Source organism: Pseudomonas fulva NBRC 16637 = DSM 17717 (assembly GCF_000730565.1).
GTDB classification, from domain to species: domain Bacteria; phylum Pseudomonadota; class Gammaproteobacteria; order Pseudomonadales; family Pseudomonadaceae; genus Aquipseudomonas; species Aquipseudomonas fulva.
Genome location: NZ_BBIQ01000010.1, coordinates 95129 through 107346, shown reverse-complemented (window position 1 = coordinate 107346; position 12218 = coordinate 95129). Strand labels below are relative to the sequence as shown.

General features: G+C 59.8%; 14 protein-coding genes. 7 read left to right on the top strand and 7 right to left on the bottom strand.

Annotation, left to right across the window (positions count from 1 at the left end):
* Positions 1-9 precede the first annotated feature (9 nt).
* Positions 10-411, bottom strand: coding sequence for a response regulator (locus tag PFU01S_RS12070; RefSeq protein WP_027914036.1), 402 nt, complete (start codon positions 409-411; stop codon positions 10-12).
* Positions 412-650: 239 nt separating this feature from the next.
* Between PFU01S_RS12070 and gshB the strand changes: the two genes are divergently transcribed.
* The 7 genes from gshB (at position 651) to PFU01S_RS12035 (ending at position 6549) form a co-directional block, all read left to right on the top strand.
* The gene (gshB, locus tag PFU01S_RS12065; protein WP_027914037.1) at positions 651-1604 is read left to right on the top strand and encodes a glutathione synthase; all 954 of its coding nucleotides are present in this window, start codon (positions 651-653) and stop codon (positions 1602-1604) included.
* A 139-nt stretch (positions 1605-1743) separates the two neighbouring features.
* A complete protein-coding gene (locus PFU01S_RS12060; RefSeq protein ID WP_027914038.1) occupies positions 1744-2643 on the top strand; it encodes an energy transducer TonB in 900 nt (299 codons plus the stop codon).
* 46 nt (positions 2644-2689) lie between these two features.
* A complete protein-coding gene (locus PFU01S_RS12055; RefSeq protein WP_027914039.1) occupies positions 2690-3259 on the top strand; it encodes a YqgE/AlgH family protein in 570 nt (189 codons plus the stop codon).
* Positions 3259-3696 (top strand): Holliday junction resolvase RuvX, encoded by a 438-nt coding sequence (ruvX, locus tag PFU01S_RS12050; RefSeq protein WP_028687253.1) that lies wholly within the window; start codon positions 3259-3261, stop codon positions 3694-3696. Before PFU01S_RS12055 ends, ruvX begins: the two co-directional genes overlap by 1 nt.
* Before the next feature lie 49 nt (positions 3697-3745).
* Positions 3746-4264: a bifunctional pyr operon transcriptional regulator/uracil phosphoribosyltransferase PyrR gene (gene pyrR / locus PFU01S_RS12045; protein WP_023533003.1), complete on the top strand. Its 519-nt coding sequence runs from the start codon at positions 3746-3748 to the stop codon at positions 4262-4264.
* Between the two features lie 12 nt (positions 4265-4276).
* Positions 4277-5281 (top strand): aspartate carbamoyltransferase catalytic subunit, encoded by a 1005-nt coding sequence (locus PFU01S_RS12040; protein ID WP_027914040.1) that lies wholly within the window; start codon positions 4277-4279, stop codon positions 5279-5281.
* A complete protein-coding gene (locus PFU01S_RS12035; protein ID WP_027914041.1) occupies positions 5278-6549 on the top strand; it encodes a dihydroorotase in 1272 nt (423 codons plus the stop codon). The genes PFU01S_RS12040 and PFU01S_RS12035 overlap by 4 nt, the downstream gene beginning before the upstream one ends.
* 16 nt (positions 6550-6565) lie before the next feature.
* On the opposite strand, the gene PFU01S_RS21795 is transcribed toward PFU01S_RS12035, so the two are convergent.
* The 6 genes from PFU01S_RS21795 to PFU01S_RS12010 all read right to left on the bottom strand — a co-directional run bounded on the left by PFU01S_RS21795 (position 6566) and on the right by PFU01S_RS12010 (position 12208).
* Positions 6566-6808, bottom strand: coding sequence for a rubredoxin (locus PFU01S_RS21795; protein ID WP_081783945.1), 243 nt, complete (start codon positions 6806-6808; stop codon positions 6566-6568).
* A 27-nt stretch (positions 6809-6835) separates the two neighbouring features.
* Positions 6836-7771: a LysR family transcriptional regulator gene (locus PFU01S_RS21790; protein ID WP_042139519.1), complete on the bottom strand. Its 936-nt coding sequence runs from the start codon at positions 7769-7771 to the stop codon at positions 6836-6838.
* A 107-nt stretch (positions 7772-7878) separates the two neighbouring features.
* A complete protein-coding gene (locus PFU01S_RS12025) occupies positions 7879-8748 on the bottom strand; it encodes a DMT family transporter (RefSeq protein ID WP_028687255.1) in 870 nt (289 codons plus the stop codon).
* A 65-nt stretch (positions 8749-8813) separates the two neighbouring features.
* The gene (locus PFU01S_RS12020) at positions 8814-10064 is read right to left on the bottom strand and encodes a cation:proton antiporter (protein ID WP_028687256.1); all 1251 of its coding nucleotides are present in this window, start codon (positions 10062-10064) and stop codon (positions 8814-8816) included.
* A 39-nt stretch (positions 10065-10103) separates the two neighbouring features.
* Entirely contained in the window at positions 10104-11336 is a 1233-nt protein-coding gene (locus PFU01S_RS12015) for an ATP-grasp domain-containing protein (RefSeq protein WP_028687257.1), read from the bottom strand.
* Complete coding sequence (locus PFU01S_RS12010) at positions 11333-12208, bottom strand: iron-containing redox enzyme family protein (protein WP_042139517.1); 876 nt, start codon at positions 12206-12208, stop codon at positions 11333-11335. Before PFU01S_RS12010 ends, PFU01S_RS12015 begins: the two co-directional genes overlap by 4 nt.
* Positions 12209-12218: the final 10 nt, after the last annotated feature.

Here is a 12218-nt window from a genome sequence, read left to right as displayed (position 1 = left end):
AGGGCACGGTCAGGGTGCTGTTTGTTGGGCTGTGGCAAACCCAGGCACATGGGCCTGTATTGCCTCGATCAGTTCTTCCTTGGTAAACGGCTTGGTCAGAAACTGATCAGAACCGACCACACGCCCGCGGGCCTTGTCGAACAAACCGTCGCGCGACGACAACAGAATCACCGGGACGTCCTTGAAGGTGCTGTTCTGCTTGATCACCGCGCACGTCTGGTAGCCGTCCAGGCGCGGCATCAAGACATCGACGAAGATCACGGCCGGGTTGTGATCGACGATCTTGGCCAGGGCATCGAAGCCATCGCTGGCAGTGATGACCTCGCAGCCCACCTCACTGAGCAGCATCTGCGCCGTGCGGCGAATGGTGCGTGAATCGTCGATCACCATCACTTTCAGGGGTTGTTCCATAGACGCCTACCCGGGGGAATTGAGCTGCATGGTGCAAGCGGCACGCGACAGGAAAGCCCCATGGGCCCATGGCCGCTTTTCGCTTGAGGCGTGTAGCCAAAGGCTTGAAGCTGCATTTTTAGCACAGTCCGGGTAGCCATTCCATCTGCCGCGCCCCTTGACCGGCGGCGTTGGCGGCGCCACCCTGAGCCACTTTTCTTTCGATCCATCGCGGCCACGCCGCCAAGAGGAACCACCCCATGAGCGTTCGCCTCGGCATTGTCATGGACCCTATTGCGTCCATCTCCTACAAGAAGGACAGTTCGCTGGCCATGCTGCTGGCTGCCCAGGCACGCGGCTGGAGCCTGTTCTACATGGAGCAGCGCGACCTGTATCAAGGCGAAGGCAAGGCCCGTGCGCGCATGCGCCCATTGACGGTGTTCGCAGACCCGGCCCGCTGGTTCGAGCTGGGCGAGGAGCAGGACAGCGCCCTGGCCGAACTGGACGTGATCCTGATGCGCAAGGACCCGCCTTTCGACCTGGAATTCGTCTACAGCACCTACCTGCTCGAACAGGCCGAAAGCGAAGGCGTGCTGGTGGTCAACCGCCCCCAGAGCCTGCGTGACTGCAACGAAAAGCTGTTCGCCACGCTGTTCCCGCAGTGCACCCCGCCTACCCTGGTCAGCCGCCGCCCGGACATCATCCGCGCATTCGCCGCCGAGCATGGCGATGTGATCCTCAAGCCCCTGGATGGCATGGGCGGCACGTCGATCTTCCGTCACCGGGCGGGCGACCCAAACCTGTCGGTGATCCTCGAAACCCTGACCCTGCTGGGCACTCAACAGATCATGGCCCAGGCCTACCTGCCGGCGATCAAGGACGGTGACAAACGCATCCTGATGATCGACGGCGAGCCGATCGACTACTGCCTGGCCCGTATTCCGGCCAGCGGCGAAACCCGTGGCAACCTGGCAGCCGGTGGTCGCGGCGAGGCACGCCCCTTGAGCGAGCGCGACCGCTGGATCGCGGCCCAGGTGGGCCCGACACTGCGCGAGAAAGGCCTGCTGTTCGTCGGCCTGGACGTGATCGGCGACTACCTCACCGAAATCAACGTGACCAGCCCCACCTGCATCCGCGAAATCGACGCCGCCTACGGCACCGACATCGGCGGCCAGCTGATGGATGCCATTGATCGCCAGCTCAAGGCGCGTTGACCACGGACATTCGGTAACGGGCTGGCGTGGGGTATCATGCTCACCCGCAAGCGACAGGCTGCAAGCCCGGCACGGCCGCCCCGTGCTTCTGCTGACTGTCGCGTGCCGTTTGTAGCTCGACGATGCCCCTGGATACCTGATGACGCTGCCCGCTGACATCCCCGCCGACCTGTTGCCGCCCCGCGTTCGCCCGGTGGACAGGCTGGGCTTCACGCTGTTTCTGGCGGCGCTGGTGCACCTGGCGTTGATCCTCGGAGTGGGCTTTACCGTGGTCAAGCCGGCGCAGATCAGCCGCACCATGGACATCACCCTGGCCACGTTCAAGAGCGAAAAGCCGCCGGAAAAGGCTGATTTCCAGGCGCAGGACAACCAGCAAGGCAGCGGCACCCTGGACAAGAAGGCCGTGCCCAAGACCACCGAGCTTGCGCCTTTCCAGGACACCAAGATCAACAAGATCACGCCGCCTCCTGCCGCCAGGCCCGAGGTACCGCCGCCTCCACAGAAGTCGGCGGTCGCGACCAAGGCCCCCAAGGCCCAGAAGGTCGAGCCCAAGCCCCGGGAAAGCAAGCCCCAGCCCAAGCCGAGCACGCCCGTGCGGGAGTTCGACAGCTCGCAGCTGTCCAGCCAGATCGCCAGCCTTGAAGCCGAGCTTGCCAATGAGCAGCAGCAATATGCCAAGCGCCCGCGTATCCATCGCCTGAATGCGGCCTCGACCATGCGCGACAAGGGCGCCTGGTACAAGGAGGAGTGGCGCAAGAAAGTCGAACGCGTGGGCAACCTGAACTACCCGGACGAGGCACGCCGGCAGCAGATCTACGGCAACCTGCGCATGATGGTCTCGATCAACCGCGACGGGTCACTCTACGAAGTGCTGGTGCTCGAATCCTCCGGTCAGCCCGTGCTGGACCAGGCGGCCCAGCGCATTGTGCGCCTGGCTGCACCGTTCGCACCGTTCACCGGTGACCTGGCCGAGTACGACCGGTTGGAAATCATCCGCACCTGGCGCTTCGCCAGAGGCGATCGGTTGTCCAGCAACTGAGCCGGCACGCTTGCAGCTGTGGCCGGGTGGCGCCACACTATCCCCCATGAAGAACCTCACGCCGAGCTACCTCAAGCACCAGTTCCTGATCGCCATGCCGCACATGGCCGACCCGAACTTCGCCCAGACCCTCACGTACATCGTCGAGCACAATGCTCATGGCGCGATGGGGCTTGTGGTGAACAAGCCGCAGGAACTGAACCTGGCCGACATCCTCGAGCAGTTGCGCCCGGACGAAACCCCGTCGGCCAGCACCCTGCAGGTGCCCATCTACCAAGGCGGCCCGGTGCAGACCGACCGCGGCTTCGTGCTGCACACCAGCGAGTGCAGCTACCAGGCCACGGTGGAACTCCAGGGCCTCTCGCTCTCCACGTCCCAGGACGTGCTGTTCGCCATCGCGGAAGGCGTGGGCCCGGAAAAGAGCCTGATCACCTTGGGCTACGCCGGCTGGGAAGCGGGCCAGCTGGAGGCCGAACTGGCCGATAACGCCTGGCTCAACTGTGCGTTCGACCCGGATATCCTGTTTGCCATGACCAGCGAGCTGCGCCTGGAAGCGGCGGCCGCAAGCCTTGGCATCAACCTTCACCTGCTGACCAGCCAAGCGGGCCACGCCTGATGGCCGACGCACTTGCCGCACCCCGGCTGCTGCTGGGCTTCGACTATGGCACCAAGCAGATTGGCGTTGCCGTCGGCCAGGCGGTCACCGGCCAGGCCCGTGAACTGTGTACGCTGCGCGCCCAGAATGGCGTGCCGGATTGGGCCCAGGTCGAGCGCCTGATCGCCGAATGGAAACCTGACGCCATTGTCGTCGGCCTGCCGCTGAACATGGACGGCACCCCCAGCGACATGAGCGCCCGCGCCGAAAAATTCGCCCGCCGCCTCAATGGGCGCTTCAACCTGCCGGTGCATACCCATGACGAACGCCTGACCACGTTCGAGGCCAAGGGTGAGCGCATGGCCCGTGGCGGCCAGCGCGGCACGTACCGGGACAACCCGGTCGACGCTATCGCCGCCGCCCTGCTGCTGCAAAGCTGGCTGGAGGCCAATACCTGATCATCTTCGCGGCCGGATGCCTCCGGCGCACCCTTCCGAGGAACCTGCAATGAGCCTACCTGATCCTGCCGCGCTGATCCGGCAGATGGCTGTCGACCTTCGCGCCCATCTGGCCCGCCGCGCCATCGCCGAGCCACGCTACATCGGCATTCGCACCGGCGGTGTGTGGGTGGCCCAGGCGTTGCAACAGGCCATGGACGACACCAGCCCCATGGGTACGCTTGACGTGTCGTTCTATCGAGACGACTTCAGCCAGAATGGCCTGCACCCGCAGGTGCGCCCCTCGGAGCTGCCGTTCGAAATCGAAGGCCAGCACCTGGTGCTGGTAGACGACGTGCTGATGAGCGGTCGAACCATTCGTGCCGCCCTCAACGAACTGTTCGACTATGGCCGTCCGGCCAGCGTCACCCTGGTCTGCCTGCTGGACCTGGATGCAGGCGAGCTGCCCATCCGCCCGAATGTGCTCGGCGCCACCTTGTCATTGGCGGCCCATGAACGGGTAAAATTGACCGGACCCACGCCGCTCGCCCTCGAGCGCCAGGACCTCGCCCCCGCTACCGCCCTTTAAGAGTCCCCCGCGATGACGCCAATCGACGCCAAGCGCCCGCTGCAGCTCAATGATCAGGGCCAGCTGCGCCATTTCCTTTCGCTTGACGGTTTGCCCCGCGAACTGCTGACCGAAATTCTCGACACTGCCGATTCCTTCCTGGAAGTCGGCGCCCGCGCCGTGAAGAAAGTGCCGCTGCTGCGTGGCAAGACGGTGTGCAACGTCTTCTTCGAGAACTCGACCCGAACCCGGACCACGTTCGAGCTGGCCGCCCAGCGCCTGTCGGCCGACGTGATCAGCCTGAACGTGTCGACCTCCTCGACCAGCAAGGGCGAGACGCTGTTCGATACCTTGCGCAACCTTGAAGCCATGGCGGCCGACATGTTCGTGGTGCGCCACTCGGATTCGGGCGCGGCGCACTTCATTGCCGAGCACGTGTGCCCGGAGGTTGCCGTGATCAACGGCGGTGATGGCCGCCATGCGCACCCGACCCAGGGCATGCTCGACATGCTCACCATTCGCCGTCACAAGGGCGGCTTCGAGAACCTATCGGTTGCCATCGTCGGCGATATCCTTCATTCGCGCGTGGCGCGTTCGGACATGCTGGCGCTCAAGGCGCTGGGTTGCCCGGACATTCGCGTGATCGGCCCCAAAACCCTGATCCCCGTCGGCATCGAGCAGTATGGCGTGAAGGTGTACACCGACCTGGCAGAAGGCCTCAAGGATGTGGACGTGGTGATCATGCTACGCCTGCAACGTGAGCGCATGACCGGTGGCCTGCTGCCCAGCGAAGGCGAGTTCTACCGTCTGTTCGGCCTGACCACCGCCCGCCTGGCAGGCGCCAAGCCGGACGCCATCGTCATGCATCCCGGCCCGATCAACCGTGGGGTGGAAATCGAATCGGCCGTGGCCGATGGCAAGCATTCGGTGATCCTGAACCAGGTTACCTACGGGATCGCCGTGCGCATGGCCGTGTTGTCCATGGCCATGAGCGGGCAAAACGTACAACGTCAACTCGACCAGGAGATCGCCCAGTGAGCATCAGCATTCTTGGCGCCCGGGTCATCGACCCTCAAAGCGGCCTTGACCAGGTCACCGACCTGCACCTGGAGGGTGGCCGCATTGCCGCCATGGGCGCCGCGCCCGCTGGCTTTGCTGCTAGCCGCACCCTTCAGGCCGATGGCCTGGTCGTCGCCCCTGGCCTGGTGGACCTGGGCGTGTCGCTGCGCGAGCCCGGCTACAGCCGCAAAGGCACCATCGCCAGCGAGACCCGCGCGGCCGTGGCCGGTGGCGTGACCAGCCTGTGCTGCCCGCCGCAGACCCGCCCGGCCCTGGACACTTCGGCAGTGGCCGAGCTGATCCTGGACCGCGCCCGCGAGGCGGGCAACAGCAAGGTCTACCCGATCGGTGCGCTGACCAAGGGCCTGGAGGGGGAGCAGCTGGCCGAACTGGTAGGCCTGCGCGACACCGGCTGCGTCGCTTTTGGCAATGGCCTTAAGGAAATACCCAACAACCGCACTTTGGCCCGTGCGCTGGAGTACGCCGCCACGTTCGACCTGACGGTGGTGTTCCACTCCCAGGACCGCGACCTGGCCCAGGGCGGCCTTGCCCACGAAGGGGCCATGGCCAGCTTCCTGGGTTTGCCCGGCATCCCTGAAACTGCCGAAACCGTGGCCTTGGCGCGCAACCTGCTGCTGGTGGAGCAGACAGGTGTTCGCGCTCACTTCACCCAGATCACCAGCGCCCGTGGCGCCCGGTTGATCGCCCAGGCGCAAAGCCTTGGCCTGCCGGTGACTGCCGATGTCGCGTTGTACCAGCTGATCCTGACCGACGAATCGCTGCGTGAATTTTCCAGCCTGTACCACGTGCAACCGCCACTGCGTAGCGCTGCCGACCGCGATGGCCTGCGCGAGGCGGTGAAAACCGGCGTGATCCAGGCGATCGCCAGCCATCACCAGCCTCATGAGCGCGATGCCAAGCTGGCCCCGTTCGGCGCCACGGAGCCGGGTATCAGCAGCGTGGAAGTGTTGCTGCCATTGGCCATGACGCTGGTACAGGATGGCTTGCTCGACCTGCCCACGTTGCTGGCGCGCCTGACCTGCGGTCCTGCTGGAGCGATGCGGCTGCCGGCTGGCCAGTTGCAGGTGGGGGCAGCGGCTGACCTGGTGGTATTCGATCCACAGGCCTCGACCGTGGCGGGTGAGCATTGGTACTCCCGTGGCGACAACTGCCCGTTCATCGGGCACTGCCTGCCGGGTGCTGTGCGCTATACGTTGGTCGATGGGCGCGTCTGTCACGAGGCGTGAGCCAGGGGCCGGCCGATCAATGAGTTGTGTAGCGGTTTAGGGTTTCAGCTTTACAGCTTGTAGCGTTGGGGCCGCTGTGCGGCCCATCGCTCCTGAGGACGAAAGCCTCCTTGCTCAGGCCACAATCGGGACAGCGCCACTGCTGCGGAATGTCTTCGAATACCGTACCCGGCTTGATGCCATGTTCCGGATCGCCTTGTGCAGGATCGTATACATACCAACATTTTTCACAATAGTATCCGGCTATCGTTGTCGTCATCACGCCCCCTCCAAACCCTGTGATCCCTTATGCTCGACCTGTACTTCGTAATGCGCCGACCAAGTAATCGACCATCACCTTGATCTTCTGTGATACATGCCGCCCAGGTTGATGGAGGATCCAAGCCATCCCCTGCAACGCCCCCACGTACTTCCACTCGGGCAGCACTTCCACCAGGTCGTTGGCGGCAATTGCTTCACCGGCAAGGCTGGCAGGCAGACAGGAAATACCAAGACCCGAGAGGGTGGCATTCAGCACAGCTTCTGGACTGTCTGAAACGTAGCGTCCTGAAACACTGACTTCATAAACCCCTTGCACCGATGCCAACTTCCAGGTTTGGATCTCGCTGGTATCGGAAAAAGGTATACAACTGTGCTCCACCAACGCTGAAGGGTGGACCGGACGACCGTACTTTTCCAGGTAGCTATCTGCAGCGCAGACCACAAAGTCGACAGGGAACAACTTACGCGCTACCAACCCCAGCGGTGGAGCGTCGGTAATCCTGATGCCGATGTCGATGCTTTCCGCGATGAAGTCCAACGCACCCTCATTGGAAATGAGCTGAACATTGATATCCGGATATTGCTCTAGAAAACCTGGGATTAGTTGATGACATCTTCCATACAATGAGCGCGGCACCGCGATACGAATAAGCCCTTGCGGGCTTTCGAGAAAGCTTTCCTTCAACCTAAATACATTGGCCGAAGATTCCAGCAACTCTTTACAGTGCGAATATATTTGCGCGCCCTCGGCATTAACCTTCAACCTACGCGTACTGCGTTCCAGCAATCGAATCGAAAGGGCGCTCTCAAGCTTGGACACTTGTTTGCTGACTGCTGACGCGGTCAAACCTAGACGGGCTGATGCATGAACAAAACTCCCCGTTTCTACAACAACTGCAAAAGCCGCCATGCAGGGCAACATATCCACATGGCTTTTCGGAAGGTAGCCTCGATAGTCCATTATTATGACCACTCATATCTACAGACCAACAACGAAAACATAAGCCCTTGGCATTGGGCCCCCAAAAGTCCAAAAATCGCCGCAATCGTCTGTATCGTCGAAAAATCTCAACCATAAAGATGTAGAAGCACAGCCCCTAACAACACCAGACTGATCCCGCCAAGCTGAATGGCCGACAGCCGCTCGCGGTAAAAGAAATACCCCAGAACCGCGGCAATCCCGCCCGACAGGGTGCTGATCACGGTAACAACAGAAACCGAACCACTGAGTGCTCCCCAGGAAAAAGCGGAGAATCCCCCTAGGTTGAACAGGCTGGCGCCACATAGGGAGCCAAAGGTCTTGAACCTGATCGTTGCGCGGTGCCGCAGCAGCCTGAAAGCCTCAGGAATGAGGAACATGACCCCCACTGCATAGCCCAGCGCCAGCATGTTCACAGGGCCCAGAACCGGCAAGGCGAACTTGCCCTGAATCCAGAAGCTCATGCCGTAAAGCATGGCCGCCAGCAAAGCGAACCCTACTGAGGTCGTGCTGGTGGTCTTGCGTTCGAAATCACCTCCATGATCACTGCGACTGGCCAGTAAAACCCCAAAGAAGCAAACGAAGATACCACTCACCTGCCAGACTGACAGGGCATCACCGCTCAGCCACGCCAACAGTGTGGTGAAAACGCCATAGGAGGTGACCAAAGGTGCTACAACCGCAGTTTTGCCGATAGCAAAAGATTTCGACAGCGCGAGTGCTCCCACCACAGTACACAAAGAAGCAACTACCCCCATCCCTATCGCACGCCAGGGCGCAGAAATGAGCTTCTCCCACTGACTGGCTGAAATTACAACAATCATGCCCATTAATAAAAGCCCTAAACACTGCCCGAAAAACACCGCCCGCTTTACCCCAACCGCTCGAGCGTTAACGCCAACCAAAAAGTCTGTCGCCCCCCAACATACCGCCGCTAACAAACCCATTAATACGTCCAAAGCAGCCTTCCTTATTATGAGTGCTCCTACGCTGCTCCAGACGATAATCGGACTCACGCCAAAAATCAAACACCTCTACGCGACGGCGCTTTATCCACGACGGCATTCTTGCCAGAACACTTACTCAAAAGCGAAATTAACGGATTAGTTAACACTGTCGAAGCAAGGGCCAGCATCAACAGAACACTGTAGGAACTTTCAGACAACACTCCCACCTGAAGTCCTACACCAAGCAGTACTAATTCCACGAGGCCTTTCGTGTTCATCAACACCCCAACCTCAATGGAATCAATTGATTTCAATCCATATATTCTTGCACCGATATATGAGCCCAGCACCTTGCCAACCGTACCCCCCAGCAGGAACCACAACAGCCACTGCCAGAGGGTTGGCTCATTCAAAGCGCTCAGCGAAACCTGGATACCCGAGCAGGCAAAGAAGATCGGAGTAAGAAACAGATGAGCAAATCTGCCGATCCATCGACGCCATGCATGCTCCATCGAGAACAGATCGTGAAACACGTACGCCGCCATGACCGCACCGATAGCCTGGTGGAAACCGAGCATCGCGGTAACCTGCGCTGATAGCAGACAGTAAAAAAAGGCAGTCGCGACACGGGAGCGTTCACTCAGCGCAGTGTGGCTAATCCGGTTTCTCAGCCAAGGACGGAGAACCAGGACCGTCAGGCTGGCATAAACCGCGAGACCGCTTAGCCTGAACAGACTCTTGAACGGGCCTGCCGCACCACTGATGTGCAAAGTCAGGACCAGCGCCAGTGCACACCAGGCGAACACATCGGTGTACACCGCCGCCGAGAGCGCCAATCGACTCGCTTGCTCATCAATGCCTCCATGCTCCTGGATAATCCTCACCAAGACAGGCAGTGCAGTCACTGACATTGCGACACCACAGAAGATCACGTACGGCCAATAAGGCTGCGTTGGTGCGATGGACGCCTTTGACCAAGCGCCCACGACACACCCCAGAAAAAACGACAACACAATTCCACAGCTTGCGATCAAGGCCGACGCACGCTGCTCTCCGGGGTGTTTTCCGCCTCCTGCGGCATGCCAAGGCACCTCAACCATCAGCATAATCAGCCCCAATTCGGCAAGCGCTCGAACAACATCCATCGATTCGGGTGTCAGCACTCTTGCCGACACTTGTGGAAACCAAGTTCCCAGCAACGTGGGGCCCAGCACTATACCGGCAACGATCTCCCCAATTACTCGACTCTGACCAAGCATCGTTGCCAGACGCCCGCAGACTGCACAGGCAAGCAAAATCAGACACACCAGCACTATCCAGTTCGACATGGCTTTCCCCTCACCTAAGACCTGCCATCAATCCTTTGGCTAGGAAAGCGCCAGCTTCATACACTCATGGACAGTTTCCGCATGCCTACGCAGGACGTCAGGATCCTTATGGATGAGGTAGACAAAACCCCAGGTCGATAGGAAGTCCTGTGTCGCCTCAATGACTTCGCCTTTCGCCACGAGAAAGGCAAGCTCATGAAATGACTCGAGCTCCTTGACCAACTCAATGCCTTCAATCTCCGTCACCTTGCCGCTCTGTTCAGAAATCAGGCAACAGATACAAAAATGCCTGTTGTAGTGCGGAACTGCCAAGGTGAGTGGCGCATGCCCCAGGTAGATATCGATGTTGAGGTCGTAGCAATTCAACCCGGTGCACAACTCAATCAGTGAAGGTACATTCGCCCCAGGCAGGCGACCGTTCTGTTCAATGATGAAGTGTCCTGACGAGTTGATCTTGAACTCAATATCGTTGATGCCAATGTTGGCCTCGATAGCAGAGTTGACCTCGCATAGGTAGGCAAATGCCTGGCGCGCCTGATCGCTTACGGGCGAAAGGGATCGAATATTGCGATAAACGCTAGGGCAGTCGCCGATTCGGATCTTTTCGTACTCTGCAAAGCAGAGAATCTGTCGCGCCGCCACTCCCAGATTCGCCGTAACGATGAAGTATTCAGGGCCGTCGATATACGCTTCCACCAGTGCATGCCTCTCCTCCTGCCCTCCAGGCTCGTCATCACTTTCGATAGCCGCCAGTGCCCTGTAAATGTCGCCCAAGGACTCACAGACCCTCACATTCTTCGCTCCCGTACCCTGAGTTGGTTTGACCACCACGGGGAACGCAACACCCGGATCATATCCGTTGGCCAATTCATCCATAGTCAGCTTGAACGCAGGTATTACCGGAACGCCTTCGTGTTGCAATCGAAGCTTCATCTCAAACTTATTCATCCGGGCCATACAGGTTTGGACAGGGTTCCCGACCAACCCCAGATGAGCGGCCAAACGGTCACTGATTCGCAATGCCGAATCGGAACCAGGGATGACCGCATGCACCTCCCTTCCTGCCATGCTGGCCTTAGCCTGCTTTGAGCTCTCTACATGCACCACCTCGTCGAAACCATCGACGCCATGCAGCTTATGCAGACGTCCCGGAAATTGCTTGCGAGTAACCAGCGCCAACGCTCGGTATCCCTTGTTGCGAATATTCAGTCCATAACGCCGACCCGAACTGATCGGGTCGATGACGACCACCGTTTGTCGTTGAGCACTCATCCCAGACTCCGCATGGTTTTGTACATGAAGTGGTAATACCGCAGCGCGACGTTGTAGCGAATCATCACGCCCAACGAGAGCTCGCGCACCACATCCTCGCCACCCGTCGCGTAGTGCTCTAACACTGTTCCGTACCAGGCAGCGCTATGTCGCGTATCGATGCTGATATGGGCCTTGTGATAGGCGATCACATCCTTCGGCAAGCCCAAGCGCTCCATCGCCGCAGTGGTGGCACCGAAGCGTACCGGCGCCGACCCCTCCACTAGGCCCATCGCTCCAATAAGGCGCATGTTGTACTCACGGCGTATGGCCCACATAAGCAAGATGTTGCCGTTCATCAAGCATTCGAGAGGAGGTGCCTCAACATTGATTCCCGCATTGACCAACACATCCCGCATGTAGCTAGACGAGGTGCGAAACATCGTGGTATGCACGGCGGCGAAGTCGCCATTACCCATTTCATCCCAATAGTTTTCCGCAGCGATCATCTTGCAACGAATTGGCATACCCAGCTGGGCCAAGGCCATCAGATCGTCGAATGAGCCATCGACCATTTCCTCCATGCAGATGTAGTAAGCGACTTGTTCCACACTGGCCTGAAAGCGTAGGAAGTCTACGAAGAAGCGAATATCTTCATTGATCTTCTTTTCGCACATCAGGTACCACGGAAGAAACGCCTCTCGCGTGGCGGGCAGCTCGCGCCGATCAACCAGACGCTCCTCGGCAACGGTCCACTCATCTTCCAGAAACTCCACGATCTTGCGGGATGACCTCACTGATTGTTGCGCGGCCACAAGCTGTGCCGGATCGCCGAGAAAGCAGCGGTAATAGTCGGCGAGTTGCTGTTGCGTATCACGAGCCAATTGGGTCATGTGCACTTCC